Consider the following 26,442-nt stretch of genomic DNA (forward strand, 5'->3'; position numbering starts at 1 on the left):
TTTATGTCTGCTTTGAAGTCTTTATTAGATAGCTACCGCCAAACCTCGCAAACCGAACGCGAAAAAGGCACCTACTTTGAAGAGTTGATTCGCACCTATTTCCGCTATGAAGCCACCTATGCAGATTTGTATAGCGATGTGTGGCTCTATAGCGATTGGGCAAAAGAGCAGGGCTTGGATGGCCGTGATACCGGCATAGACCTTGTAGCCAAAACCCAAGGCACCAACGAATACCATGCGATTCAATGCAAATGCTATGCGGAAGATTACCGCGTTAAAAAGTCAGATATAGATAGCTTCTTTACCGCGTCCGGCAAAAAGCCATTCACCCGCCGCATTATTGTGACCACTACCAATAATTGGAGCGAACACGCCGAAGATGCGCTTCAAGGCCAGCAACCACCAGTCAATAAAATTGACCTTACCGACCTTGAAAATAGCCAAATTGATTGGAGTAAATACCAGCCCGCAAAAGCCCCGGTATTAAAAGAAAAGAAAAAGCTAAGGGATCACCAAATCAACGCCCTTAATTCAGTTGAGCAAGGTTTGGCAACAGCTGAACGCGGCAAACTGATTATGGCTTGTGGTACGGGTAAAACCTTTACCAGTTTAAAAATTGCCGAAAAGCTGGCCGGTAAAAATAAGCGCGTACTTTTCTTGGTGCCCAGCTTATCGCTGCTTTCCCAAACCCTTACCGAATGGACGCAAGAAAGCCAAACCCCATTACACAGCTTCGCCGTTTGTTCAGATAGCGATGTAGGCAAAAAGCGCAATAAAGATGATGACGCGGTAAATACCTTCGCCCATGAATTGCGTTACCCCGCCACTACCGAACCCAAGCGCCTAGCCGATGAAATGACCAAACGCCATGATAGTGAACACATGAGCGTGGTGTTTTCTACCTACCATTCCATTGATGTAATCAGCAAAGCGCAAAAAGAATTCAACCTAGCCAATTTTGATTTAATTATTTGCGATGAAGCCCACCGCACCACCGGTGCCACCTTTGAAAACGACAGTGAAAGCAATTTTGTAAAAGTTCACGAAGCCGATTTTATAAAAGCTGCCAAGCGCCTTTATATGACGGCTACCCCGCGCATCTATGGTGACAGCGCCAAAGCCAAAGAAGAGCAGGGCGGCGTTAAGTTGTGCTCTATGGATGATGAAAGCCTTTATGGTAAAGAGCTATTCGTTATCAATTTCTCTGAAGCGGTAAGCCGTGGCCTGTTGTGTGATTACAAAGTGGTAGTGCTAACCGTAGATGAAGCCCACATTAGCAGCCGCTTACAAACCTTATTGGCCGATGAAAACAACCAACTCAAAGTAGATGACGCCGCAAAAATTGTGGGCTGTTGGAAGGCGTTAAGCAAACAAAGCCTTAAAGAAAATCAGGGTGATGATGGCTTTGGGGGTGATGCAGACCCCATGCGCCGCGCCGTGGCCTTTTGCCAAGTCATTGAACCCAACAGCAGTAAAACCGCTAAAACTCATAAGGTAAGCTCTAAAAACATCGCCTCTATGTTTCAAGCGGTAGTGGAGGCTTATCAGGAGCAAGAGCCGGAACACAACAGCCTAGTGTGTGAAGCCGCCCACGTAGATGGCAGCATGAATGCCAGCCAAAAAGAAGAAAAACTCAATTGGTTAAAGGCAGAAACACAAAACAATATTTGCCGCATATTAAGCAACGTGCGCTGTTTATCCGAAGGGGTAGACGTACCCGCGCTGGATGCCGTTTTGTTTTTAACCCCGCGCAATTCCCAAGTAGATGTAGTGCAATCTGTGGGGCGTGTTATGCGCAACGCACCCAATAAAAAATTGGGCTACGTGATTTTGCCGGTGGTAATCCCCTCGGGCATGTCACCGGATGAAGCGTTAAACGATAACAAAACCTACAAAGTGGTGTGGGAAGTTCTACAGGCATTGCGCTCACACGATGACCGCTTTGATGCCATGATTAACAAGCTGGATTTGATCGGCAAAACCAACGGCAAAATGGAAGTTATTTCTATTACCGACAAAATCCAACCCAAACAAGACAAGGGCAATAGCAAGAAGGACACCGGCAAAGGCCAATACGGTATTGGTGAAAAGCCAAAAAATTACGATGTTGAAGGTCAGCTAACCAACCAAGCCGGTTTAGAGTTTGAAGTAGGCGAAATAGAGCGCGCACTCTATGCCAAAGTGGTAAAAAAATGCGGCAACCGCAACCACTGGGGCGACTGGGCAAACGATATAGCCAAAATCGCCAATACCCATATCACCCGCATTACCACCATTGTGCAAAACCCTGCCAATACCAAAGAGCAGCAAGCCTTTAACGAATTCGCCAAAGAATTACGCGATGACCTTAACGACAGCATTACCGATGCCGAAGTGATAGAAATGCTCGCCCAGCATTTAATCACCAAACCGGTATTTGATGCGCTCTTTAGCACCTACAACTTTACCGACCACAACCCCATGAGCAAAGCCATGCAAGGGGTGCTGGATGTATTGCAAGAGCACAGGTTGGATAAAGAGGCAGACACACTAGAAAAATTCTATGCCAGCGTAAAATTGCGCGCCGAAGGTATAGACAACGCCCAAGGCAAACAAAAAATTGTGGTGGAGCTTTACGATAAGTTTTTCCGCAATGCATTCCCCAAAATGACGGAACGCCTAGGCATTGTTTACACCCCAGTGGAAGTGGTGGATTTTATTATCCACAGCGTTAATGACATTCTAAAACAGGAATTTAACCAAACCCTCGCCAGCGAAGGCGTGCATATTATTGACCCCTTCACTGGTACAGGCACCTTCATCACTCGCTTACTACAAAGCGGCTTAATTCCCATTGATAAACTAAAAGCCAAATACAAATCCGAAATTCACGCCAATGAAATTGTATTGCTGGCTTACTACATAGCCGCAATCAATATAGAGGCGGTTTATCACAGCTTAGTGGGCGGCGACTATGTGCCCTTTGAAGGTATTTGTTTAACCGATACCTTCCAGCTATGGGAAAAGGAAGATTTGGTAGATGAAATATTGGTACAAAACAGTGCACGCCGTAAAAAGCAAAAGAAGTTGGATATTAAGGTCATTATTGGCAACCCACCCTACTCGATTGGCCAGAAAAGTGAAAATGACAACAATGACAATGTTCCATACCCATACTTGGATGAACGTATTCGCAGTACTTATGCTGCGAAAACCAATGCAACACTAGCTAAAGGTTTGTATGACAGCTATGTCCGAGCAATACGTTGGGCAAGTGATCGTATTGGTAATAGCGGCGTAATCGGTTTTGTGACAAATGCAGGCTTTCTGGAAGCCAACACCGCAGATGGTTTGCGTAAATGCTTAGCGGATGAGTTTTCTAGCATTTATGTGTTTCATTTGCGAGGCAATCAAAGAACATCTGGCGAAACCTCTCGCAAAGAGGGAGGGAAGATATTTGGTAGCGGTAGCCGTTCACCGATTGCAATTTCACTACTGGTAAAAAATCCCAATGCAGAGCAGTTCGGAAAAATTTATTTCCACGATATTGGTGATTATTTAAGTCGTGAAGAAAAGCTGGAAATAATCAGTAAATTTTCAAGCATAGCAGGCATCGCTGAGCATAATGCGTGGTGGAGCATTACACCGGATGAGCACGGTGACTGGCTAAATCAACGAGACGATAATTTTAATAATTTCATAGTTATGGGTGACAAAAAAGGAGATGAGGAAAAGTTATTTGATAATTTTTCTCAAGGTGTTTTAACTGCTCGAGATGCTTGGTGCTATAACTCATCAAGAGAGCGAGTTAGCGGTAATATGCAAAGCATGATTGAATTCTACAATAGAGAATTACAACGTTTTGATGATGCCCACAATGGACTGAACAAAAAGGATCGTGAGAAGTTGGTGGATAGTTTTATCAATATTGATACTAAAAAGATCAGTTGGACTCACAACACAAAGCAGGAACTTATAAAAGATCGCAATTTGGATTTTTCAGAGCAGAGCATAATTTTAAGCCACTATCGCCCATTCACTAAGCAATGGCTGTATTACAATCGGAAGCTCAATGAAAGGGTTTACCAAATGCCGCGAGTTTTTCCGAATGCCGAAGTGGAAAATCGGGTGATTTGCATAGTTGGAAAAGGAGAAAATCAACCCTTTTCGGTGCTGATGTCAAATTTAATTACAGAGCTTAAGACCCTTTATAACAGTCAATGTTTCCCTCTGTATTTATATGATAGCCCCGAGAGTGATGATGCCGCCGATCTTGATGATAAAGGGCAGGATGATCTTTTTGATGCCCCTACCGGTGAGATGGCGAATGGTGCTAAAAACTACACCCGTCGCGATGCCATCACCGATGAAGGCTTGGTGCATTTCACAGCGGCTTACCCCAACGAAAAAATCAGCAAAGAAGATGTGTTCTATTACGTCTATGGACTGCTACATTCATCCGATTACCGCGAACGTTATGCCGACAACCTAAGCAAAGAGTTGCCACGTATTCCCTGTGTAAAAACCGCCAAAGACTTTTGGCACTTCTCACAGGCAGGGCGCGATTTAGCCGAATTGCACCTTAACTACGAAACCGTGGATTGCTACCCCGTCACCCTAGACACCGGCAAGAAAAAGCTGGCCGAATTGGATGATAAAGATTTTTACGTCACCAAAATGAAGTTCGCCAAAAAAGGCGAAAAGCACACGGTGATCTACAACCACCAAATCACCATCCGCGATATACCCGAAGAAGCGTTTGATTATGTGGTCAACGGCAAAGCCGCACTCGATTGGGTAATGGAACGCCAATGTGTTAAAACAGATCCCGCAAGTGGCATAGTCAACGACGCTAACGACTGGGCGATAGAAACCATGGGCAACGCCAAATACCCGCTAGAGCTATTCCAGCGGGTAATTACGGTAAGCCTAGAGACTATGAAAATAGTGAATGCGTTGCCGAAGTTGGATATTTAATTGGAGGGTGTATGACTAAGCCAGTCGAAACTGCTGAACAATATGGCGAATTATTTAAGGACAAATCATCAGAAGCGCTTAAGTGTGCTTTGGATATACGAAAGTTTGAAATTGATTTGTATTGGAAAAGAGCAAGTTATTTTTGGGTGTTGATCGGTGCTGCATTGGTTGCATTTATTGCCGTTGCGGTAGCCAAAGATGCTAGCCATAGAGAAGAGCTAAGAGTAGTCATTTCATCTTTAGGGTTGGTGTTTTCATGCGCATGGCTGGCGGTAAATAAAGGTAGTAAATTTTGGCAAGAAAATTGGGAAAAGCACGTTGATATGCTTGAAGATGGGCATATGGGGCCGCTCTATAAAACTGTATTCAACAATGATAAAGGCTTTTTTAGTTTAGGTGGCAGCGTTTTCTCTGTCTCAAGAGTTAATTTAATGATTAGCTTTTATGTTGTTTTTCTGTGGTTCGGATTATTTGTCGCTTCCTTGGTTTCCGTCTGGCACCACAGCTTATTAACTAACTACAGCGACATTTTAGTAACAGTGGGTGCTATTTTTTCGTTATTTTGTTGTTGCCTGCTACTGTTTTTCAAGGTATGCAAGACCAAAATCAATTTTGAAGGGGAAGAAAGTGAGAAGATAAAGGCCGTGCTTCGGGGAAAACCGCTTCCATGAGCAAGTTGTTCAAACTTAAAGAATGGTTAACCATTGAAGAGGCCGCCAGGCATTTATCCACGGTGCTTGGTGAGGATGTAGCTCTTGCCGATATTTATAGGTTAGCGTTGGACGGGCATTTGGTTTTATCAATGAGCTTTCCCAATCATGCCTATGGCAATCTTGGTGAAATAGTTGGAATTAATAAGGCTAAGCGATTTAAGCCCTCAGAAGGCTTAATTGCAGAATTGTATAAAGAAAATCCGGAGGATGCGCCTAAGGAAATGATTGCTGCTGACTATATTGGCGATGGTCAATTTATCAATTGGAACGAAGCGGTTACTTCTATTGATGGTGTTTGGGATTTAGCCATGCTCGCTAGTGAGCGCATAGATGTTGAGCATGTATATCAACATCTAACTGGTGGGCCGGAAATTGAGCTAACTAACCTAAATGGAACTTTTTTGCGTAAGGGGGAGGCTTTTTGTCGTTTGGTTGAAAGTTGGGATGATAATGAATATCAGAAGGGATCACTGGCGGCTAAAAGGCAATTAGAGGAGCTGATTGAACAAGGGGAGATCCCTGAAGAAAATATAAAAGCAATGTGGGATAAGTTTAAAGCTGATCGTAAGGAATACTTAGCCAAGAGGGATTCACGTCCAAGGCACGATGATTATTACCCTGCTGGTTGCTTACCCCGAGACGGGGTCTATGTAGTGCGAACGGCTGCGATTGTCGATTTTCTTAGCCAAATAAACGAAACGCCTAAGCAAGAAAAACCGCTGTCAGCCAAAGAGCGCAATTCAATGCTGACTGTGATTGCTGCTTTGTGCGATGAAGCCAAGTTTGATTACCGGCAAAGAGGTATTGCTGGTGCGTTGGCGGCAAGCACAGAAAAGTTAGGTAAGCCGCTATCAGACGATACGATTCGCGGAATCATTAAGCAGGTTAAAGACTTACTCCAATAGTGCTGGTAAAGCCGAATTCGGAATCCTGTAAACCGAATTCGGCTATTTCACTGGCTACATTTCTAACAATGGTTGCATGTTCAACAACGCCCATGGGGGTGCCAACATGCTTAACGCCATTCTACGTTTACCCAATGTAATTGCCCAAAGCGGCCTGTCTCGCTCCACTATTTATTTGCGCATAGCCCAAGGCTTATGGACAAAACCTATCTCATTAGGTGGCCGTTCTGTGGGCTGGCCTGAGAGTGAAATCATTGCGTTAAACACTGCGCGTATTGCTGGTAAAACTGATGCTGAAATTCGCGCGCTGGTGCAAACCTTAGAAACTGATCGCAAGAAGGCGCTGTGATTAAGCGCCGTCCCAATTACCGGCTGGTAAAAATTCACAGGAACTACACAGTGGAAGAGGTTGCCGATTTATTTGGTATCCATAAAAACACCGTGCGCCAGTGGATTAAAAAGGGCTTGCCGTTGTGTGATCAAAAGCGGCCTGCATTAATTCTTGGACGGATACTTGCGGAATTTTTACAAACGCAACACACCAAAAATAAACGCACTTGCCAAGCTGGGGAAATGTATTGCTTGCGTTGCCGGGAGCCGCGCAAGCCGGTGCCTGATTTATTGGATTATCAACCCATAACCGACAAGGTAGGCAATCTAACGGCAGTTTGTTCGCATTGTGATGCGCTGATGAATAAGCGGGTTAGCTATGCAAAATTACCGGCCATTCAAGCACAAATGGGCGTCACTTTTCCGCAGGCTCAAAAGCATATAAGGGATAGCAACCAACCCAGCCTAAACAGTGACTTGAAAGGGGAGTGATAAAACATGAAAGCACACAATGCAGAAAACGAACGAATCAAACGCCGCTACTTGGCTTATTTAAAAGAGGCAATGCGGCACAGTGAGCCAACCTTGGATGTGGTCACCAAGTCACTGGCGCGGTTTGAAGCCTATACAAAATACAAAGATTTTAAGGCGTTTCACTATCAACAGGCGGTCGCGTTTAAAAACTATTTGGCCGAACAAAAAGGGGAGGGCACAGGCAAGAAATTAAGCAAAGCCACCTTAAATGCAACCTTGGCTAATTTAAAACGGTTTTTCCATTGGTTGGCAGGGCAGCCCGGCTACAAGTCGCGCATCCAGTATTGCGATGCCGATTATTTCAACCTATCAGAAAAGGATGTGCGGGTAGCAACCGCCAAGCGCGAAAAAAAGGCGCCCACGCTGGAGCAAGTAAAACATGTGATCACCAATATGCCGCTGGGGGATGAAATCGCCCGCCGGAATAGGGCGCTAGTCGCTTTCACCTTGTTAACCGGTGCCCGCGATAGTGCTATCGCCTCTATGAAGCTAAAGCATGTTGATGTGGTTGAAGGTAGTATTTTTCAGGATGCGCGGGAGGTCAGCACCAAGTTCAGCAAAACATTTACTACTTACTTTTTTCCGGTGGGCGAAGAGATAAAAACCATCCTAGTGGATTGGGTGGCCTATTTGCGCGATGAAAAGCTATGGGGCAATAATGATCCACTTTTCCCGTCAACCCTGATGCAGCGCAGCGCATCCCGTCAATTTGAGGTGGCCGGGTTAAAGCGTGAGCATTGGAGCAACGCATCCCCCATACGCAAGATATTCCGTGAAGCCTTTGAGCGGGCAGGGCTGCCATATTACAACCCCCATAGCTTCAGGCACATGCTGGTGCGCTATGGGCAACAAGTCTGCAAAACCCCTGAAGATTACAAAGCGTGGAGCCAAAACCTTGGGCATGAAAAAGTGCTAACAACTTTCCTAAGCTATGGGGATGTGGAGTGCAGGCGGCAGGGTGAAATTATTGGGGGCTTGGGTAAGGCGAGCGTGGGCATACAAAACGTTGATATTGATAGTTTGGCCGAAGCACTGGCGCATAAGTTAAAGGCCAGCAGTGGCTAATACTTTGGCTAGGTGCTCTTTTGGCAATGGTGTATCATTCACCCAACTGAAGTGCCATTTAAGCAATTGCAGCGGGTAGTGGCGGTATTTGGGGGCACTTTTGGGGGCACTATTAAGATTATGTCTTTATCCCCTGTTGAATTTAGGGCGTTTGGCTTTGCTTTTCGAGTGAGGCCCAGGCACCAAATTAAAAAGCGCTCACTAGAGCGCTTTTTTTTCGTCTGTAATTTGCTGGTTTTTGGCAACATATTTTCCGTACGGGTGATTGATGGGCGGCGAATTTTCCAACCAATATCTACGATTGCGCGCACAGCGGTTGGCGGAGTCAACACGCGAATTTTTAGCGCGCGGCAAATCTGTGATTCGCTGTGAGCATTGTCAGCTTGCGGTGTTTGCTTGTATTTGTCCTTGGCGGCCGGAACTGAAATCGCGCTGCGAGTTTGTGTTGGTAATGCATCGTAATGAGGTGTTTAAGCCAACAAATACCGGACGCTTGATTGCTGATGTACTGCCACAACAAACCCATGTTTTTTGTTGGAGCAGGACTGAGCCTGCGCAAGAGTTGATTGATTTATTGGCAGACGCCAATCGTCGTTGTGTAATTGTATTTCCGGCAGATGCTACCGATGCGGGTTCTACTCCACGCACATTGGTTAGGGAATTTCCGGATGATGGCAAGATAATTACCTTCATTTTATTGGATGGGACCTGGAAACAAAGTGGCAGAATGTTTCATCTAAGCCGCTGGCTGGATGCTGTTCCCTGTGTTGTTTTACCGGAAGCCTTGGTGCGCGGTTATGCGGTGCGCAAGTCACATCAAGAGCGCTATTTGTCGACGGCTGAGGCGGCTGGTTTGTGTTTGGAAATGGCAGGCGAGCAGCGCGCAGCAAATGCTTTGCAGGATTATTTTCAGCTCTTCAATGTGCATTATCTGGCGACGCGCGGTGTATATGCTCCGGAGGTGGGGGAATTGCACAGGCAGATGCTTGGTTATCAGAATGATTGATTCAAATCAGGTTCTGGATTACAGCGGCCGTGTATATTCCTACTGACCAATACGTCGAATGCCTCGGTTGGTTGTAGTCGATTTCCTACAAGATTCAGTGAATTTTGCGACTATCCTGGAATACTGCTTTCCTTGAAAATGGCTTCTAACAAGGAGGTCGTCAGGGAGGGTAGGTTGGCCAAGCAGGGTCAAGGGAAGCGCCTAATTTGCACACCAATTTCGCTCAATCAAGTCATGCAGGCGAGAGGGAGATCGCCGGACTAACGCAGGACGCGTTATTCCGGCAAGCCAACTAAAAACGGGATCGGCCAAAAGCCGATCCCGTTTTTAGTTTTTGGTGTTAGCTTCGTTGTTCTTACCGCTAGCAGACGAATTTGTTTCTGAGCCATCTGCTTTTTGTTGCATGAATCCACGCACTCGTCCTAACAGGAAACTTTGGTGATCCTGCTCAATCAGCTTTGGCTGGCTATCCAATAGTAGTTGCTGATAGCTATCCAGTTTTTTGCGCATCGCAACTGCGCGATGCAGATCGCGTGCCTCCGTTTGCTCTGGATTATCCGGTGTAAAAAAGATATCCAGAACGGGTAATTTTTCTGCGCCGAAGATCGCTTCCAATTCCGATTTGCTGATTGGCTCCTGCTGCTGGAGGTTGGTGATGACCAATGCCTGCAGAGGGCCATCCAGGGTGTCCTTGTCGCGCTTATTTTCTTGCACCTGCGGGATTAACTTCTCAAGCACCTGAAATACGGAGCTATTATCCGTGAGGATAACGCGATTGAGCTGACCTTTCTCCTCCAGAAATGTAAACGCCGCATTGATATAAGTCTCTATCAACACATCGCGCGGAACGCTGGAAGACGCGGCAGATGATGCGCTGGCGGACTCGGCAGACGAGGCGGCGCTATCATCTGCTGTGGCTGGATCTGTAGCAGCTGGCTCTGTAGTTTCCGGTGCAGTTGCGTCTGCACTGGCAGATGAGGCGCTGGCTGAGGATGAACTTGGCCGGGCAGGAATTGCCGCCGGGTATTTTTGCGGCAGGCTAAGCGCCAGGGTTTCCCAGCCATAGCGAGGTAGATTGGCTCGCAGGTTTTCGAGCATTGGTGGCCAGAGTTGCGGGTTTTCTGCTGCATGAAAAAGAATCAACACGCCGCGCGTCACTTTCGCCTCGGTAGGCCGGTAGAGCGCCAGAACTTTGCCGTGTTCGGTTTCCAGCCATTGGGCTTCATCATCTAACACCTTAGCTAACAGGGTTTTGTCGCGAATATCGCGTGATGGATAAAGTGGCGCTTCCGATGACTTGCTGCTGGAGCTTGTTTCGCTGCTCGGCGCAGATGCTTCGGTATTTGCATCAGGCTCCTGTGCACAAAGGTTGGGCGAAAGTAGCCAAACGAGAAGCATTGCACCGGTAAATCTGCTACGTAAATTCATTGATATGAGTGGCCGCAAGTAGGCGATTGATCGCATGGTTCAGCTCAGAGTGGTTTTGATGGCAAACCTTATCACGTAGAATGCGGGCAGCCACTTACTAATATCGGGACATTTATGCAGAACTTTAAGCGGGATTACAAAATCGCCCCCTCAATTCTTTCCGCCGACTTCGCTCGCTTGGGTGAAGAGGTTGACGCAGTGCTGGCCGCCGGCGCCGATATTGTCCACTTTGATGTGATGGATAATCACTATGTCCCCAATCTGACCATCGGCCCTATGGTCTGCAAAGCCTTGCGCAAATACGGTATTACCGCGCCAATTGATGTGCATTTGATGGTCGAACCGGTAGATGATTTGATTGTCCAGTTTGCCGATGCTGGTGCTACTTATATCACCTTCCACCCCGAGGCATCCCGTCATGTGGATCGCTCATTACAGTTGATCAAGGATAAAGGTTGCAAAGCCGGTCTGGTGCTTACACCTGCCAGCTCGTTGGATAACATCAAATATGTGATGGGCAAGCTGGATATGCTGCTGTTGATGTCGGTTAACCCGGGCTTTGGCGGCCAGACTTTTATCCCTTATGTGCTCGATAAGCTGCGCGAGGCGCGCGCGCTAATCGATGCCAGTGGCCTACCGATTCGCCTTGAAATCGATGGCGGTGTTGGTTTGGCGAATATCCGCGAAGTAGCCGAAGCCGGTGCGGACACTTTTGTTGCCGGTTCAGCGATTTTTAATGCCCCGGATTACGCCGCAGTGATAGCCGGTATGCGCGAACAATTAGCGCTGGTCTAAATTACTGGTTATTTGCAATCGTCTGGAGTGGGTTGAGGGTAGGCATAGGCAGATTATTTGAGTACACTTGCCCTCAGCTGCAACAGGAACCATCCTCGTGAAACACGCAACCTTTAATACAGAGCGCGCTCCCTTCCTCGCCGCCCGATGGCGTCGCTAGTTCATTTCGCTTTGCCTGAACCTTTTTCGGTTCTGCGCTGAGCCGCCTTTCTCTGTTTGCGCATTGATTTTCTGTTAATTGTTTCCCGTTAATAGCCTCGCGCAAATACAATGTTGATAAAGATAAAAGCTTGCCTCCTTGCATGGCGAGCATAAAGGTAATGTCATGAATTCCGACCCGTTTATTGATCAAGCAAAATTTGCCCAATTAGCCGCTCAAGGCTACAACCGTATTCCTGTCATGCGCGAAGTGCTGGCGGATCTGGATACGCCTCTGTCCTCCTATTTGAAATTGGCATCGGGCCCATACTCTTATTTATTCGAGTCAGTGCAGGGCGGCGAAAAATGGGGTCGTTACTCCATGATTGGTTTGCCGGCACGCACAGTGCTGAAAGCTTTTGGTGAAACCATTCATATCGAGCGCGATGGTGCAGTTGTAGAAACCCATACCTGCGCGGATGCATTGGCATTTGTGGAGGAGTTCAAGCTGCGTTATCGCGCACCGGAATTGCCTGGCTTGCCGCGCTTTACCGGTGGTTTGGTTGGCTATTTCGCTTACGATTGCGTGCGCTATGTGGAGCCGCATCTAAAAGAAAGTGCGCCTGCGGATGTCATCGGTACACCGGATATTTTGCTCAGCGTTTCGGATGAAGTGCTGGTGTTCGATAATCTCGCCGGTAAGTTGATTCTGGTTATCCATGCGAATCCGGAGGTAGACAATGCGTTTGTGAAAGCCAATGCGCGCCTGGATGAATTGGAGCAAAAACTGCGTGGTGAAATGCCTGCAACACCGAGTTTATCGCTGGGCAATAATGGTCACAGCGAGCCGAGTTTTGTGTCGAATGTCGGCGAGCAATATTTCCATGAGATGGTTGGCAAAATCAAAGAGTACATTTTTGCTGGCGATATTATGCAAGCGGTTATCTCGCAGCGTTTGTCGATTGATTTCACTCAGGAGCCAATCAACCTTTATCGCGCGCTGCGCAATTTAAATCCATCGCCTTACATGTATTTTATGAATTTGGGCGATCATCATGTTGTTGGATCGAGCCCTGAAATTCTTGCACGTCTTGAAGATGGCGAAGTGACTGTGCGCCCCATCGCCGGTACTCGCCGTCGCGGCTACACGCCGGAAGAAGATAAGGCGTTGGAAGTTGAGTTGGTTAACGATCCAAAAGAAATCGCCGAGCATTTAATGCTGATCGATTTAGGGCGCAACGATGTTGGTCGCGTTGCTGAAATTGGCAGCGTGAAACTCACCGATAAAATGGTGGTAGAGCGCTACTCCCACGTGATGCATATTACCTCCAATGTCACCGGTAAATTAAAACCTGACCTGCGGGCGATGGATGTATTGCGTGCTGCACTACCAGCAGGAACCTTAAGTGGTGCACCTAAGATTCGCGCGATGGAAATTATCGACGAATTGGAAACCGAAAAACGCGGCATCTATGGTGGTGCTGTGGGTTACATCTCCTGGAACGGCAATATGGATACCGCTATCGCGATTCGTACTGCGGTTATTAAAAATAACAAGCTGTATGTGCAAGCCGGTGCTGGTGTAGTGGCTGATTCCATTCCCGCTCTGGAATGGAAAGAAACCATGAACAAAGCGCGCGCGATTTTTAAAGCCGTTGATATGGTGGGTGCTGCAGCAGTGAAAGGGGATGCAAAATGATTTTAATGATTGATAACTACGATTCGTTCACCTACAACCTGGTGCAATATTTCGGTGAGTTGGGTGCGGACATAAAAGTCGTGCGCAACGATGAAATTACCATCGAAGAAATTGCGGCACTGGCGCCAGAAAAAATTGTTATCTCTCCTGGCCCTTGTACACCAACCGAGGCAGGCGTGTCAGTTGAAACGATTAAAACCTTTGCCGGAAAAATCCCGCTGTTAGGTGTTTGTCTCGGGCATCAAAGCATTGGTCAGGCTTTGGGGGGCAAAGTGATTCGCGCTCCTTTTGTGATGCACGGTAAAACATCACCGGTGTATCACAACAACAAAGGTGTATTTGCCGGATTGAATAATCCATTTCAAGCAACGCGTTATCACTCGCTGGTAATTGAAAAAGAGTCGATACCCGATGGTCTTGAAATCACTGCCTGGACACAAAACGACGATGGCAGCATGGCAGAGATTATGGGTGTGAAGCACAAGACTCTCGCACTGGAAGGTGTGCAGTTTCATCCAGAATCAATTTTGACCGAACACGGTCACGACATGCTGCGCAATTTTTTAACGGCTTATTAATTTCTTGCTGTGATAAATATTTTTAGCTTACTTACAACAAAAAAATGCACTGGTAATTGCCAGTGCATTTATTCATAAAAGGTAAATGGCAATGGATATCAAACAAGCGTTAACGAAATTAGTCGCGCAGATTGATTTAAGTACAGAAGAGATGATTTCTGTCATGCGCTCGGTGATGACCGGCGGCGCAACACCGGCGCAAATTGGTGGTTTCCTGGTCGCATTGCGTATGAAAAGCGAAACCCTGGATGAGATTACCGGCGCTGCAATGGTGATGCGCGAATTAGCAACGCCAGTAGATATTGATGTGAATTATTTGGTGGATACTTGTGGCACAGGCGGCGATGGCGCCAACTTGTTCAACATTTCCACCGCAAGTGCGTTTGTGGTTGCAGCCGCAGGCGGTCGCGTTGCCAAACACGGCAATCGCTCAGTTTCAAGTTCAACCGGCAGTGCTGATGTGTTGGAAGCTGCCGGGATTAAATTGGATATCACCGCAGAGCAAGTTGCTCGTTGTGTGCGCGAGATTGGAGTTGGCTTTATGTTTGCTCCGGCTCATCACAGTGCCATGCGCCATGCCATTGGCCCGCGTAAAGAATTGGGCATGCGTACCATTTTTAATATGCTCGGCCCAATGACCAATCCTGCAAATGTTAAACGGCAGGTGATTGGTGTATTTAATGGTGAGCTGTGTAAGCCTATGGCTGAAGTGCTTGCACGTCTTGGTAGTGAGCATGTGATGGTTGTTCACGCTAAAGACGGCCTCGATGAAATCAGTTTGGCTACAGAGACCCAGGTTGCTGAATTAAAGAACGGTGAAATTCGCGAATACATTATCAAGCCGGAAGATTTTGGTATGCAATCCAAAAGCTTGATTGGTTTAAGTGTTACCAACGCTGAAGATTCGCTGTTATTGATTCGCGATGCCTTGGGTAATCGCCGTGGACAATATGCAGAAAAAGCCGCCGATATTATCGCGCTGAATGCTGGTGCCGCGATTTATGTGAGCGGTGTTGCCAGCACTTTGTCCGATGGTGTGGAAATGGCGCGCGATGCAATCGGCAGCAGCCTTGCGGGCGAAAAAATTCGCGAGTTGGCGGCCTTCACCCAATATTTGGAATAAATGTTTGTAAATCGATTTTTGGAAAACTCCATGTCAGATACACCAACAGTACTGCGTAAAATCATTGCGCGAAAGTGGGAAGAAATTGCCGAGCGCAAGCAGCAGGTTTCCCTTGATCAACTAAAGCAGCGTGCTGCAGAACAAGCAAAAGCGCGCGGTTTTGTACAGGCGATTGAAACTAAAATCGCACAAGGTAAATCCGGTGTGATTGCCGAAATCAAAAAGGCGTCGCCTAGCAAAGGAGTTATCCGCGAGCATTTTGTGCCGGCAGAACTTGCGCAGTCTTATGAGCAGGGCGGTGCAGCTTGCTTGTCGGTATTAACCGATGTGGATTTCTTCCAGGGCGCTGATGCCTATTTGCAGCAAGCGCGCGCTGCGGTGAATTTGCCGGTAATCCGCAAGGATTTTCTGGTCGACGAATACCAAATCTACGAAGCGCGCGCGATGGGCGCTGACTGTGTGTTGCTGATTGTTGCAGCGTTGTCAGCTGAGAAACTGAAAGAGCTTAATACGCTCGCTCACTCCATCGGGCTGGATGTGCTGGTTGAAGTGCATGATGAGGCTGAGTTGGATATTGCGCTGGAGTTGCCGAATAAATTGATCGGCATTAATAACCGCAATCTGCATACATTTGATGTCACCTTGGAAACGACCTACAAGTTGCTCAGCAAGATTGACAGTGATCGTATCGTAGTCACCGAGAGTGGAATTCTCGCTCCAGCAGATGTACAAGCGATGCGCGCCAAGAATGTACACGCCTTTTTGGTTGGCGAAGCATTTATGCGTGCAGATGAGCCGGGTGTGGCACTGGCGGAGTTCTTCGCGTAGAGCTAAGGATTGGTTTGGCAGTACAAAAAATAAAGCCCGCAATTGCGGGCTTTATTTTTATATGGCGGTGACTATTAACGCGTGCCGTATACGACCATGGTTTTACCTTTCACCATGACCAAACCTTGCTCTTCCAAGGTTTTGAGTACACGGCCAACCATTTCGCGTGAGCAGCCAACAATGCGGCCAATTTCCTGACGGGTAATTTTGATTTGCATACCGTCGGGATGAGTCATTGCATCCGGCTCTTTGCAGAGTTCCAGCAGGGTACGTGCAACACGGCCAGTTACGTCAAGGAAGGCGAGATCGCCCACTTTGCGAGTAGTGGCGCGCAAGCGACGAGCCATTTGGCTGCCGAGTGCAAATAAAAATTCGGGATGAGTTTCGGAAATTTCCTGAAATTTAGCATAACTAATTTCAGCAACTTCACATTCAGTTTTCGCGCGCACCCAAGCACTACGCGAATCCTTTTCGTCAAATAAACCCATTTCACCAAAGAAATCGCCATCATTGAGATAAGCGACGATCATTTCGTGACCTTCATCGTCTTCGATCAACACTGTGACCGAACCTTTCACGATGTAATACAAGGAGTCACTTTTGTCGCCCGCGTAAATGATGGTGCTTTTGGCGGGATAACGGCGACGGTGACAATGAATTAAAAACTCTTCCACATTCTTAATGTGCGGTGTAAGCGAGACAGCGACCAAGGTGTGGCTCCTGTTGATGGTTTTTTATATTACTAATTTAAATATGAAATTTATTATGACGACAAGGCCACCACACTGCTATAGATATGCCATGACAACCTGAGAATTTGTGATGCAGTTATAAGCCTAGACAATTGAATTGTCTACAAAAAGTCACCATTTACATCACGGATGTTGATTTTTGCGACATTTTCGATTTTTTAACGCCTTGTGTTACGCTAGCGGTCTATTTTAGGGCGAAAATATTACAACAGGTATATCTATGCAAGCAGTAGTGAAATGGGTTGACGGGGCGCAGTTTCTCGGTGAATCGGGAAGTGGTCATGCGGTGTTGATGGATGGTCCGCCCGATCATGGTGGCCGCAATACTGGTGTGCGCCCGATGGAAATGCTGTTGCTTGGCTTGGGTGGTTGTTCTGCGTTCGATGTGATGAGCATTTTGACTAAGTCGCGTCAGCAGGTAACAGATTGCCGCTGTGAATTGGATGCTGAACGCGCAGAGGGCGTGCCTTCCCCATTTACCAAGATTCACATGAAGTTTTTGGTTACTGGTAAAGAATTGAAAGAGGCGCAGGTAAAACGCGCGGTTGAATTATCGGCGACTAAATACTGCTCAGCATCGATTATGCTGGAAGCGGGTGGAGTTGAAATTACCCACTCTTACGAAATTCGTGAAGCCTGAGTGAATAAATTGCTTTGATTAAGAAAATGCCCGCGTAATGCGGGCATTTTTATTTGGCGGGTGCTTGAGTCTACTGAGTTAGATGCGATAACTGGTTGTTGTCATCACTTTGGATACCAGTGTCATAAGCCCTTTGACCGGTGCGGGAAAATTGTATCCACCCGCATTCAACGCCATATCGGCATGGCGCGCTTCGTCTTCCAGCATTTGTTCTACGACTGCGCGACTGCGGAAGTCTTGCGCTGGCAGCTCCTGCAGATGTTCTTCAAGGTGTTTGCACACTTGATGCTCTGTCGCGGCAACAAAACCCAGACTCACCTTATCGCTCACCAAACCTGCTCCGGCTCCAATGGCGAACGAGAGCCCGTACCACACCGGATTTAGATAGCTGGTATGACTGCCCAATGAGTCGATGCGCTCCTGGCACCACACCAGATGATCAATCTCTTCTTCCGCAGCATGTTCCATTTCCGCTCGCACATCGGGCAATTTGGCAGTTAATGCCTGACCTTGGTAGAGCGCTTGCGCGCAGACTTCGCCGGTGTGATTTACACGCATCAACGCCGCCGATTTTTTACGCTCGGCTTCGCTGAGATCCACTTCATCCAATGGGCGCGCCGGCGATGGCCGCTCGCTGGTCATGTCATTGCCCGCCGCCAGTGTGCGTAAGGCGCGATCAGCATTGATAATGAAGTTGTCGATTAGGCTCAAATGTGTGCTGGACATGCTGGCTTCCTCTTAAATCGATGCTCTATTTAAACAGAAAATAACGGTGAGGGCACGGGTAAAACGCGAGGTGTTTTTCGCGAGACTGGCTCATTGCCGACTACTCCGTCCCGTTAATTCCATAAACCCGTTGCAAGCTTGTTTCACCCATTGCATGCTGGTGGCCTTGACTGGCCAAACGACTCGCCCGGCTAAAGGAGACAAGCGTGCAAGATGTTGATGAAATAAAACTGTTACTGGATTCCCGTATTCCGCTGCTGGTAATTGAAACCTTCGAAGAAAAAAAAGCCTTGGATACCTTGCTTAAGGTTGCCAATAAACACGGCAAGGATCTGCATCGCTGGTCGATTACCGAAGGGCTGACGCGGATGAATTTTGGCCCGCAGCTGGTACCCAAAGGCAGTTTACTGAATGAGCCGGAAGAGATGTTGCGTCACATCAAGCAATTGCATCAGCCAGCGATGTTTGCGTTGTGCGATATTCATCCCTTTCTTGCCGATCAACCGCAAGTCGTACGCTTGCTGAAAGATATTGCACTCAATCATTTTGCTGTGCCACACACACTGGTGCTGCTCAGTTATCAATTGCGTTTACCGCCGGAGCTAACACGTTACAGCGCCTCGTATGCTCTGACTTTGCCGGATGATGACAAGATCATGGAAATTATCCGTGAAGAGGCAAAAGACTGGTCAGATCGCCACGCCGGTGCGCGCGTAAAAACCGATAACCTCACCCTCAAAAAAGTCGTCAACAATTTACAAGGCATGAGCGTAAGCGATGTGCGTCGCTTGGTGCGCTCTGCGATTTGGAATGATGGTTCGCTTAACGAAGATGATTTGCCGCGTATTAACAAGGCAAAATTCGCATTGCTGGATATGGAAGGTGTTATTAGTTTTGAGCAACAGACCGAAGATTTCTCCAATGTCGGGGGTTTGAATAATTTAAAACGCTGGCTGTTAACACGGCGCGGCGCATTCAATGATGAAGACTCCAAGCTGGATCGCCCCAAAGGTATTTTGCTGCTCGGTGTACAGGGCGGCGGAAAAAGTCTTGCCGCTAAAGCGGTTGCCGGTTTGTGGGGGTTGCCGTTGATGCGCATGGATGTCGGCGCGCTCTACAATAAATTCCACGGCGAAACCGAACGAAATCTGCGCGAAGCTTTAAAGTTAGCCGATGCCATGTCGCCTTGTGTGTTGTGGCTCGATGAAATTGAAAAGGGCATGGCGCAAGATGGCAATGATAACGGAGTATCGCAGCGCTTGCTCGGCACTTTATTAACCTGGATGGCGGAGCGACGCACGCGCGTATTTATTGTTGCCACCAGCAATGATATTTCGCGCTTGCCACCGGAATTGATTCGTAAAGGCCGCTTGGATGAAATCTTTTTTGTCGATTTGCCTGAACAAATTGTACGCAAAGATATTTTTACGATTCATCTGCGCAAACGTAATTGTGCCAGCGAGAATTTCGATTGTGAGCAGTTAGCTGTTGCAACCCATGGTTTTTCTGGTTCAGAAATTGAGCAGGCTATTATTGCAGCGCTTTATTCTGCCGGAGCTGAGGGCAAACCGCTGACGACTGAGATGTTGTTGCGTGAAATCGCTGCTACTAGTCCTCTGTCGGTGGTGATGTCCGAACAGATCACCCAATTGCGTTTGTGGGCGGAAGATCGAACTATTCCTGCATAAACGATGACAAAGAGCACGTGATGACTGAAAACTTGCAACAAATTAATGGTGGATGGCTTGATGGGGCTGAGCAATGCGCATCGCCCAATTTTAATCAACGGCCCGAAAATGCAGCCATTAGTTTGCTGGTTGTGCACAATATCAGCTTGCCACCGGGCGAATTTGGCGGCGGTTATGTGCAGCAATTTTTCCAAAATAAACTGGATGCGAGCCTGCATCCGTATTTTTCCACTATTGCAGAACTGGAGGTTTCTGCGCACTTATTCATCGAACGTGACGGTAAAGTGACACAATTCGTTCCTTTTGAAGCGCGCGCCTGGCATGCCGGTAGCTCCAGTTTTGGCGGTGTCGCCGACTGCAACAATTACAGCATCGGCATAGAGTTGGAGGGGGCGGATGATGTTCCCTACAGTGATGCGCAATACCTTGCGCTGGAGAAAGTTTCTCGCCAGTTGATGCTGACTTATCCTAAACTAACACCTGAGCGCATTACCGGCCATTCCGATATTGCACCTGGCCGCAAAACAGATCCGGGGCCCGCCTTTGACTGGCAACGCTTCCGTAGATCACTTGAATAGTGCCATTTTGTTCTTTTTGACTGAAGAGTGATTAAACAAAAATGATTTTTCTCAGTTTGGTTGTCGTCCTCGCTATCGTCTACTGGCTCGGTTCTGCCAGCGTTATCCAATTTGATGGGTGGTATAAGTGGCTGGTGAATCGCCTGCAAGGCATTCCGGGTCTTTCCTCGGCACCGGCAGTACCACTGGCATTGGCACTCTTAATTCCATTGGCGGTGCTAGTGATTCTGTTTTTGCTGGTGTATCAAACAGCGGGAATCCAATGGTTATTCTTCCTTTACGTGCCTGTGCTGCTTTACAGCCTTGGGCGTGGAAATTTATTGGCAGATATTCAAGAGTACATTGCACTTGCGACGCGCGGCGATAGCGTAGCGGCGGCGCAATTACTGGATCGTTTGCGCGGTCACGACGTAATTAGCGGCGATGTGGATGTGAGCGATTGGCGTGGATTGCACACCGAGGCTTTGCGCGTATTTGCTTATCGCGGATTTGAGCGCATGTTTGCTGTGCTCTTCTGGTTTTTTATCGCCGGGCCATTTGGTGCGCTGATTTATCGTTTGAGTGTGTTATATCGCGATTTTTCACCAGCAGGTAGCGACTCTGCGGCCTTGGCGAGTAAATGGTTGTGGTTGTTGGAGTTGCCTGCAGTGCGTTTGATGGGCGTGACCTGGGCATTCGTGGGTAACTTTGAAACCTGCCCGCTACGCAAAAATTTATTGGATCTGCAAAATTCATCCGATTATGTATTGAACGAGTGTTTGCGTGGTGCATTGGGTGCATCTACCGATAGTTCGACTGCTGCTATGGCAGAAATGCAGCCGGAAGAGAAAGCAGAAAAGCAGGAAGAAATGGAAGAGGAAACACAGGATATTATTGAAGACCTGACTGGCGATGTCATCACCACTCACTCTGAACCTGCGTATTCCTTCGCATTGGTTAAATCCAGCGTGCCGCTTTATACCCGGTCACTGCTGTTCTGGGTGTGTGCAATCGCGTTTGCCACTCTGATTGTTTAATTTTTTATTTTGAAATTTTTTTGAGGTTAGCTATGCCATCGTTTGATGTGGTTTCGGAAGTTGATAAGCACGCATTGACCAACTCGGTTGATCAGGCCCAGCGTTTGATTACCAATCGGTTTGACTTTAAAGGCGTGAATGCAAGTTTCGAACTGAAGGAATACGAAATCACCCTTACTGCTGATGCGGAAATGCAACTCGATCAAATGCTGGATTTGCTGAGGCCTGCGATGGCAAAAAATGGCATTGATGTAAGTTGCCTTGAGATTGGTCAGGTAAAAAGCGCAGGCAAGCAAGTAAAGCGTGAAGTTACTGTGCGCACTGGTATCGACAAAGATCTAGCCAAAAAAATCGTCGCTTTGGTGAAAGACAAAAAGTTAAAAGTGCAAGCCAGCATTCAGGGTGAGCAAGTGCGTGTGACCGGCAAGAAGCGCGACGATTTGCAAGAGTGTATCGCTGCATTGCGCGCGGCAGAGTTGGGCATGCCAATGCAGTTTGAAAACTTCCGCGATTAATAGTTAATTCGCATTTGAAAAAAGCCCTGCTCATTGAGCAGGGCTTTTTTGTTTCAATCGGTAGATTCAGTAGCCCGTAAGAAGTGAAACCTATTATGGGGGGTTCCCGTATTGCGCAAGCTCCACACGGGCTACGCAAGGAATTAGGGTTTTTGTAGTCGTTTCCAGAGCCACGCCAAAATTAATAACGTAGGAACAACCGAAAGGCTACTGTAAATGTAAAACCAGGAGTAGCTGGTTGCTTCAACAATGTATCCGGATAAGCCACCGATAAATTTCCCTGGTAAGTTAGCGAGCGATGCAAGCAGTGCATACTGGGTTGCGGTGAAGTTTTGATTAGTCAGACTCGACATAAAGGCGACCAGCACCACTCCCGCAAAACCCTGAGAAATATTATCTGCGCTGATAGCTGCAAAAAACGCCCATTCTTGCCCGGGATTATTCGCCATCAATAGATACGCAATATTGGAAATGGAAACGATTATGGTGGCAACAAACAACATGCTGCGCATGCTGAATGCTGCTATGCAAATCCCGCCTAAAAATGCACCGGCAATTCCAACCCACACGCCAAATAATTTGGAGACGGTGGCAATATCGGCTTTGGTATAACCTGAGTCCAGATAAAAAGGCCCCGCCATAACCCCAATCATTTGATCGGGCAATTTAAACAATCCAACAAAGGCCAGTAATGCCACCGCTAGTAATATGCCGTTGCGTGAAAAAAACTCCTGAAAGGGTTTGATAAATGCATCAGCAATGTGGATATCACGCACTGCCAATGCTCGTTGGTTATCAGGCTCTTTGGATATGATCGATGCGACTAAGGGAATCAGCAGAAAAAGTGCCATAACTAAATAGGCGACGCGCCAGCCCCACAATTCTGCAAGATAAAATGCAACCGCACCCGATAAAATCAATGCAATGCGATAACCTAAAATATAGGTTGATGCTAATGCGGCCTGAAACTCTGGTGGTGCAATTTCAATGCGATAAGCATCGACTACTGTATCCAATGTCGCGCCGGCGAATGCTGCAATTCCCACCAATACAATAAAAATACTGAGTGATGATTCCGGTCGCAGCAAAGCGATTGCCACTAAAGTTGCAATCAATAAGATCTGCGATACCACCAGCCAGCCTTTGCGGCGGCCTAAAAAGGGCAGGCTGTATTTGTCAATTAGCGGTGCCCATAAAAATTTAAGCACATAGAAAAAACCGGCAAAGCTGATTAAACCAATCACACTTAATTCAAATCCGACATCGCGCAGCCAGGTTGAAAGCGTCATGCCTCCCACTAACAAAAATGGCAAGCCGGAGCCTATGCCCAAGCAAAATAAAGTTAGCGCAGAGGGGGTGGCAAATGCGCGTTTGATTCCGCTCCAGCCTTTGTAATTATTGTCGGTTGTGCTTGGTTCTGATGAGGTCATGGATGGATTCAACTGATAAATGATTAGTTATTGTAACCGTAAATGCGCAAGCTGATTTTTCCATTTTTTATTTCCACTCCTTCCGCTTTCAGTCGCTGTAATTGTTTTTTGTAGGATGCTGAATCGACCGGTAATGAAATTTTTCCTTGCGCGTTAATCACTCTATGCCAAGGGAGCTCAGTTTTTTCCGGTAATCCGCACAATACCGAGCCAGCCAGACGCGCGGCGCCGGGTAATCCAGCCAATGATGCCAATTGCCCGTAGGTGATGACTTTTCCCGCCGGAATGCTCATCAGCGCCAAATAGATGGCTTCGCGGTTAGTGGCTACTTGGTTGCTTGCCGCCGGGTGCTCGGGAATTAATGTTTTCTTCACTGTTGTACCTGAACTGATTAGGTAAATTGCTGCATAACTATCCGCATTTACCGGAATAAACCCAAACCTAACTTAAGTTAACACTATTAACACTTCTGGCGTTGCCCTGTGGTGGAGGGGTCACTTTAATTGACTCATGCTAACTAATAAACCGGAATCCTGCCTGTGAAGCCATTCGTCATACTCTTGTGGATATTGGCGAGCGCTTGCGCTCAGGCCGGTGTTGTGGAACTAAACAATGGTGACCGGCTTGAGGGAGAGCTGGTGCGTGTCGACGGCGAGCATCTGATCTGGAAGTCGACCAATTTTGGCGAGCAGTGGCTCAAAAAAAACAATATCAAGAACATCCAATCCAGCAAGCCGTTAAAAATTAATGGCAGCAAAGCAGCCTGCGTATTGAAACAAATGGATGCTGATGATTTGGTGTATCAATGTGAAAATTCGTCGCGTATAAAACGCAAGTCAATACTGACCGTGAAGACGCTGGTGCCCTATGAGGATTACAAAAAGGGCGCTTATGTACATCGGGGGAAATTGAATCTGTGGGGCGCCTATTCGCGCGGCAATGAGGTGCGCGACGAGTGGAATATCCAGAGTGAAATGGAGTTTCGCCGCGGTGATTTCCGCCATGTTGTCGGTGGCGAATTTGCGCGTGCATCCTGGAATTATTCGCCCGCACAAGAGCGTTGGAATAGCCGTTACTCGCTGGATTGGTTTCTGGCGGATCAATGGTTCTGGTACAACAGTGCGCTTGCGGGTTCCGAGCCCAACCGCGGTATGGCGAATTATCGCAGCTTGGGAACGGGCGCGGGTTACCAGTTTTTCGAAAATCTCAACCAGGCGCTATCGCTGAAAACGGGCGCTGCTTATATGGATGAGCGCTACACGCTGCCTGCGAATCTGGAGGGAGAATTCGCTACCGAAGATGAATTTATGGCGGTGCGTGTCGCGACTGATTTCCGCTACCGTCTGCCTTGGGGGGTTGGGTTTTTCCACAACAACGAAGTTCTGCAATCGACCGAAGACAAACCTAACTGGCGCTTGAAAACGACCACTGGCTTCAGTTCGATGATTCTCAAGCGTATCTATTCAGAATTCAAAATCGATTATTGGCGTGATAACGAGCCGCAGCCGACCCGTAAAGACAAAGACACACGCATGTCGCTGGGGGTGAGTTACAAGTGGTAGACTGCAGGTTCCACGACTCTGGATTTTATTGATGCGTATACGTTTTTTGTTTTTGCTGTTGTTACCCTTCCTGGAACTCTGGCTGATGATTGCCATCGGCTCGGAAGTAGGGGCGCTGGCAGTGATTGTCTGGTTAATCGCAATGATTTTCCTCGGCGTTAATCTGCTGCGTTATTTGGGCGCTTCCAGCATGTTGCGCGCGGCCCAAGGGATGCGCGGTGGTGCTATGCCTGCGCAGACGATGGTTGATGGTTTATTTAAAGCGATTGGCGCGATCTTGCTGATCATTCCCGGTTTTATCACTGATTTCATGGCACTGCTGTGTTTTATCCCATTTCTGCGTCGCCTATTGTTCAAGCGCTGGTTGGCAAAAATGGCGGTGACTGCGAGCGCTCGCGGCTTTAACGCTGCTGGTTTTGGTACAAATCCTTTTGGCCAAGGACCGTTTACTTCCGCTGGCGGTAATGTTTATGAGCATCAGGGCAGTACCCAACAAGATGCTAATAAGGGCACATCTGGTGTACTTATTGATCAACAATCTGAAACTCCCGCCTCAAAAGAGCCTAAAAACGATTAAATCATCGGTTTTTCGACAATTTCCCGCTTTTCTCCGTTGAAATCCCCAAACAAGGCCCCAGATAGGGGACACCGCTTTTAGGTCACCGCCTTTGGTTAATATTTAAGGGGGGAACCCCTGTAAATCGGTGGCCTTATCGACGGCCTTGAATCTGTTCCGGCCGTCCCTATATGTCATCTCGCGGAACCACAAAGTTTGCATCGCGCCAAATAGGGCGGGTGAAAGCTCCGGTTTCAAGCCTGTTTAATCTGTTTTGTTAGGAGACAAAGTTCCATGAAAATTCGTCCGTTGCATGACCGCGTTGTAGTTCGTCGCAAAGAAGAAGAAACCAAAACTGCCGGAGGTATCATTCTGTCCGGTGCTGCAAAAGAGAAACCTAACCAAGGTGAAGTTGTGGCTGTAGGTAATGGCCGCGTATTGGCCAGCGGTGAATTGCGTCCGTTGGATGTAAAAGTTGGCGATGTAGTAGTGTTCGGTAAATACGCTGGCAGCGACACCATCACCATCGACGGTGAAGAGTTGGTGATCCTGGGCGAGTCCGACATCAAAGCAGTTTTGGTATAAGCCAAACACACAAGAATTGAAGGTGAAGCTGCATTGCGTCGGCTTCGCGGATTAACAAAAGTTTTTAGGAATTAAGAATATGTCAGCTAAAGAAGTGAAATTTGGTGATAGCGCACGTCAACGTATGTTGACTGGTGTAAACGTTCTGGCCGATGCGGTTAAAGCGACCCTTGGTCCAAAAGGCCGTAATGTAGTATTGGAAAAATCTTTCGGCGCTCCAACCATCACTAAAGACGGTGTATCTGTTGCGAAAGAAATCAGCCTGAAAGACAAGTTCGAAAACATGGGCGCGCAAA

The 26,442-nt window shown here is 47.4% G+C and carries 26 protein-coding genes; 21 read left to right on the top strand and 5 right to left on the bottom strand.

What is annotated here, in order from left to right:
- Positions 1-3 precede the first annotated feature (3 nt).
- From AAGC78_RS15165 to AAGC78_RS15195, 7 genes are all read left to right on the top strand, one after another.
- Complete coding sequence (locus AAGC78_RS15165; RefSeq protein ID WP_435784939.1) at positions 4-4,956, top strand: DEAD/DEAH box helicase; 4,953 nt, start codon at positions 4-6, stop codon at positions 4,954-4,956.
- An 11-nt stretch (positions 4,957-4,967) separates the two neighbouring features.
- Positions 4,968-5,627 (top strand): RipA family octameric membrane protein, encoded by a 660-nt coding sequence (locus tag AAGC78_RS15170; protein ID WP_435784940.1) that lies wholly within the window; start codon positions 4,968-4,970, stop codon positions 5,625-5,627.
- A complete protein-coding gene (locus AAGC78_RS15175; protein ID WP_435784941.1) occupies positions 5,624-6,574 on the top strand; it encodes a hypothetical protein in 951 nt (316 codons plus the stop codon). Before AAGC78_RS15170 ends, AAGC78_RS15175 begins: the two co-directional genes overlap by 4 nt.
- A gap of 106 nt (positions 6,575-6,680) precedes the next feature.
- Positions 6,681-6,923 (top strand): helix-turn-helix transcriptional regulator, encoded by a 243-nt coding sequence (locus tag AAGC78_RS15180; protein ID WP_435784942.1) that lies wholly within the window; start codon positions 6,681-6,683, stop codon positions 6,921-6,923.
- Entirely contained in the window at positions 6,920-7,396 is a 477-nt protein-coding gene (locus AAGC78_RS15185; protein WP_435784943.1) for a helix-turn-helix domain-containing protein, read from the top strand. The genes AAGC78_RS15180 and AAGC78_RS15185 overlap by 4 nt, the downstream gene beginning before the upstream one ends.
- A gap of 6 nt (positions 7,397-7,402) precedes the next feature.
- Positions 7,403-8,503 carry a tyrosine-type recombinase/integrase gene (locus tag AAGC78_RS15190; protein ID WP_435784944.1) on the top strand — a complete coding sequence of 367 codons (1,101 nt, stop codon included), beginning with the start codon at positions 7,403-7,405 and terminating at the stop codon, positions 8,501-8,503.
- Between the two features lie 268 nt (positions 8,504-8,771).
- On the top strand, positions 8,772-9,509 hold the full coding sequence (locus AAGC78_RS15195; protein ID WP_435784945.1) for a tRNA-uridine aminocarboxypropyltransferase: 738 nt from the start codon (positions 8,772-8,774) through the stop codon (positions 9,507-9,509).
- A gap of 327 nt (positions 9,510-9,836) precedes the next feature.
- Here the strand turns inward: AAGC78_RS15195 and AAGC78_RS15200 are convergent, their stop codons facing one another.
- The gene (locus AAGC78_RS15200) at positions 9,837-10,937 is read right to left on the bottom strand and encodes a DUF3530 family protein (protein ID WP_435784946.1); all 1,101 of its coding nucleotides are present in this window, start codon (positions 10,935-10,937) and stop codon (positions 9,837-9,839) included.
- Positions 10,938-11,051: 114 nt separating this feature from the next.
- Between AAGC78_RS15200 and rpe the strand changes: the two genes are divergently transcribed.
- From rpe to trpC, 5 genes are all read left to right on the top strand, one after another.
- Entirely contained in the window at positions 11,052-11,732 is a 681-nt protein-coding gene (rpe, locus tag AAGC78_RS15205; protein ID WP_435784947.1) for a ribulose-phosphate 3-epimerase, read from the top strand.
- A 325-nt stretch (positions 11,733-12,057) separates the two neighbouring features.
- The gene (trpE, locus tag AAGC78_RS15210; protein WP_435784948.1) at positions 12,058-13,569 is read left to right on the top strand and encodes an anthranilate synthase component I; all 1,512 of its coding nucleotides are present in this window, start codon (positions 12,058-12,060) and stop codon (positions 13,567-13,569) included.
- Positions 13,566-14,147: an anthranilate synthase component II gene (locus AAGC78_RS15215; protein ID WP_435784949.1), complete on the top strand. Its 582-nt coding sequence runs from the start codon at positions 13,566-13,568 to the stop codon at positions 14,145-14,147. Before trpE ends, AAGC78_RS15215 begins: the two co-directional genes overlap by 4 nt.
- 91 nt (positions 14,148-14,238) lie before the next feature.
- A complete protein-coding gene (trpD, locus tag AAGC78_RS15220; RefSeq protein WP_435784950.1) occupies positions 14,239-15,270 on the top strand; it encodes an anthranilate phosphoribosyltransferase in 1,032 nt (343 codons plus the stop codon).
- A 30-nt stretch (positions 15,271-15,300) separates the two neighbouring features.
- Positions 15,301-16,098: an indole-3-glycerol phosphate synthase TrpC gene (trpC, locus tag AAGC78_RS15225; RefSeq protein ID WP_435784951.1), complete on the top strand. Its 798-nt coding sequence runs from the start codon at positions 15,301-15,303 to the stop codon at positions 16,096-16,098.
- A 74-nt stretch (positions 16,099-16,172) separates the two neighbouring features.
- On the opposite strand, the gene crp is transcribed toward trpC, so the two are convergent.
- Positions 16,173-16,808: a cAMP-activated global transcriptional regulator CRP gene (crp, locus tag AAGC78_RS15230; RefSeq protein ID WP_435784952.1), complete on the bottom strand. Its 636-nt coding sequence runs from the start codon at positions 16,806-16,808 to the stop codon at positions 16,173-16,175.
- A gap of 262 nt (positions 16,809-17,070) precedes the next feature.
- Here crp and AAGC78_RS15235 point away from each other — a divergent pair, with 262 nt between their 5' ends.
- Positions 17,071-17,490 carry an OsmC family protein gene (locus AAGC78_RS15235; RefSeq protein ID WP_435784953.1) on the top strand — a complete coding sequence of 140 codons (420 nt, stop codon included), beginning with the start codon at positions 17,071-17,073 and terminating at the stop codon, positions 17,488-17,490.
- 78 nt (positions 17,491-17,568) lie between these two features.
- Here AAGC78_RS15235 and coq7 read toward each other — a convergent pair whose 3' ends face one another.
- Entirely contained in the window at positions 17,569-18,216 is a 648-nt protein-coding gene (gene coq7 / locus AAGC78_RS15240) for a 2-polyprenyl-3-methyl-6-methoxy-1,4-benzoquinone monooxygenase (protein WP_435784954.1), read from the bottom strand.
- Between the two features lie 206 nt (positions 18,217-18,422).
- Here coq7 and AAGC78_RS15245 point away from each other — a divergent pair, with 206 nt between their 5' ends.
- From AAGC78_RS15245 to AAGC78_RS15260, 4 genes are read left to right on the top strand one after another with little or no spacing between them, the layout of a single operon-like run.
- Positions 18,423-19,904 (top strand): AAA family ATPase, encoded by a 1,482-nt coding sequence (locus AAGC78_RS15245; RefSeq protein ID WP_435784955.1) that lies wholly within the window; start codon positions 18,423-18,425, stop codon positions 19,902-19,904.
- 20 nt (positions 19,905-19,924) lie between these two features.
- Positions 19,925-20,482 (top strand): 1,6-anhydro-N-acetylmuramyl-L-alanine amidase AmpD, encoded by a 558-nt coding sequence (gene ampD, locus AAGC78_RS15250; protein ID WP_435784956.1) that lies wholly within the window; start codon positions 19,925-19,927, stop codon positions 20,480-20,482.
- A gap of 41 nt (positions 20,483-20,523) precedes the next feature.
- Positions 20,524-21,498 (top strand): regulatory signaling modulator protein AmpE, encoded by a 975-nt coding sequence (gene ampE, locus AAGC78_RS15255; protein ID WP_435784957.1) that lies wholly within the window; start codon positions 20,524-20,526, stop codon positions 21,496-21,498.
- 32 nt (positions 21,499-21,530) lie between these two features.
- The gene (locus AAGC78_RS15260; protein ID WP_435784958.1) at positions 21,531-22,013 is read left to right on the top strand and encodes a YajQ family cyclic di-GMP-binding protein; all 483 of its coding nucleotides are present in this window, start codon (positions 21,531-21,533) and stop codon (positions 22,011-22,013) included.
- Between the two features lie 143 nt (positions 22,014-22,156).
- Here AAGC78_RS15260 and AAGC78_RS15265 read toward each other — a convergent pair whose 3' ends face one another.
- Both AAGC78_RS15265 and AAGC78_RS15270 read right to left on the bottom strand, forming a co-directional pair.
- Positions 22,157-23,443, bottom strand: a complete 1,287-nt coding sequence (locus AAGC78_RS15265) for an AmpG family muropeptide MFS transporter (protein ID WP_435784959.1) — start codon at positions 23,441-23,443, stop codon at positions 22,157-22,159.
- Positions 23,444-23,466: 23 nt separating this feature from the next.
- Positions 23,467-23,817, bottom strand: coding sequence for an MGMT family protein (locus AAGC78_RS15270; protein ID WP_435784960.1), 351 nt, complete (start codon positions 23,815-23,817; stop codon positions 23,467-23,469).
- A 165-nt stretch (positions 23,818-23,982) separates the two neighbouring features.
- Here AAGC78_RS15270 and AAGC78_RS15275 point away from each other — a divergent pair, with 165 nt between their 5' ends.
- The 4 genes from AAGC78_RS15275 to AAGC78_RS15290 form a co-directional block, all read left to right on the top strand.
- A complete protein-coding gene (locus AAGC78_RS15275) occupies positions 23,983-25,005 on the top strand; it encodes a DUF481 domain-containing protein (RefSeq protein ID WP_435784961.1) in 1,023 nt (340 codons plus the stop codon).
- Between the two features lie 31 nt (positions 25,006-25,036).
- Entirely contained in the window at positions 25,037-25,582 is a 546-nt protein-coding gene (locus AAGC78_RS15280; protein ID WP_435784962.1) for an FxsA family protein, read from the top strand.
- Between the two features lie 273 nt (positions 25,583-25,855).
- Positions 25,856-26,146, top strand: coding sequence for a co-chaperone GroES (locus AAGC78_RS15285; RefSeq protein ID WP_435784963.1), 291 nt, complete (start codon positions 25,856-25,858; stop codon positions 26,144-26,146).
- A gap of 79 nt (positions 26,147-26,225) precedes the next feature.
- The coding region (locus AAGC78_RS15290; RefSeq protein WP_435784964.1) for a TCP-1/cpn60 chaperonin family protein at positions 26,226-26,442 on the top strand (217 nt) is incomplete at its 3' end.

Source organism: Cellvibrio sp., from assembly GCF_039207905.1.
Taxonomy (GTDB): Bacteria; Pseudomonadota; Gammaproteobacteria; order Pseudomonadales; family Cellvibrionaceae; genus Cellvibrio.

Bases quoted from the DNA above. Each gene is read 5' to 3' on its own strand.
- AAGC78_RS15165 (WP_435784939.1), top strand. From the start codon at position 4: ATGTCTGCTTTGAAGTCTTTATTAGATAGCTACCGCCAAACCTCGCAA.
- AAGC78_RS15170 (WP_435784940.1), top strand. From the start codon at position 4,968: ATGACTAAGCCAGTCGAAACTGCTGAACAATATGGCGAATTATTTAAG.
- AAGC78_RS15175 (WP_435784941.1), top strand. From the start codon at position 5,624: ATGAGCAAGTTGTTCAAACTTAAAGAATGGTTAACCATTGAAGAGGCC.
- AAGC78_RS15180 (WP_435784942.1), top strand. From the start codon at position 6,681: ATGCTTAACGCCATTCTACGTTTACCCAATGTAATTGCCCAAAGCGGC.
- AAGC78_RS15190 (WP_435784944.1), top strand. From the start codon at position 7,403: ATGAAAGCACACAATGCAGAAAACGAACGAATCAAACGCCGCTACTTG.
- AAGC78_RS15195 (WP_435784945.1), top strand. From the start codon at position 8,772: ATGGGCGGCGAATTTTCCAACCAATATCTACGATTGCGCGCACAGCGG.
- AAGC78_RS15200 (WP_435784946.1), bottom strand. From the start codon at position 10,937: ATGAATTTACGTAGCAGATTTACCGGTGCAATGCTTCTCGTTTGGCTA.
- rpe (WP_435784947.1), top strand. From the start codon at position 11,052: ATGCAGAACTTTAAGCGGGATTACAAAATCGCCCCCTCAATTCTTTCC.
- trpE (WP_435784948.1), top strand. From the start codon at position 12,058: ATGAATTCCGACCCGTTTATTGATCAAGCAAAATTTGCCCAATTAGCC.
- AAGC78_RS15215 (WP_435784949.1), top strand. From the start codon at position 13,566: ATGATTTTAATGATTGATAACTACGATTCGTTCACCTACAACCTGGTG.
- trpD (WP_435784950.1), top strand. From the start codon at position 14,239: ATGGATATCAAACAAGCGTTAACGAAATTAGTCGCGCAGATTGATTTA.
- trpC (WP_435784951.1), top strand. From the start codon at position 15,301: ATGTCAGATACACCAACAGTACTGCGTAAAATCATTGCGCGAAAGTGG.
- AAGC78_RS15235 (WP_435784953.1), top strand. From the start codon at position 17,071: ATGCAAGCAGTAGTGAAATGGGTTGACGGGGCGCAGTTTCTCGGTGAA.
- coq7 (WP_435784954.1), bottom strand. From the start codon at position 18,216: ATGTCCAGCACACATTTGAGCCTAATCGACAACTTCATTATCAATGCT.
- ampD (WP_435784956.1), top strand. From the start codon at position 19,925: ATGACTGAAAACTTGCAACAAATTAATGGTGGATGGCTTGATGGGGCT.
- ampE (WP_435784957.1), top strand. From the start codon at position 20,524: ATGATTTTTCTCAGTTTGGTTGTCGTCCTCGCTATCGTCTACTGGCTC.
- AAGC78_RS15260 (WP_435784958.1), top strand. From the start codon at position 21,531: ATGCCATCGTTTGATGTGGTTTCGGAAGTTGATAAGCACGCATTGACC.
- AAGC78_RS15265 (WP_435784959.1), bottom strand. From the start codon at position 23,443: ATGACCTCATCAGAACCAAGCACAACCGACAATAATTACAAAGGCTGG.
- AAGC78_RS15280 (WP_435784962.1), top strand. From the start codon at position 25,037: ATGCGTATACGTTTTTTGTTTTTGCTGTTGTTACCCTTCCTGGAACTC.
- AAGC78_RS15285 (WP_435784963.1), top strand. From the start codon at position 25,856: ATGAAAATTCGTCCGTTGCATGACCGCGTTGTAGTTCGTCGCAAAGAA.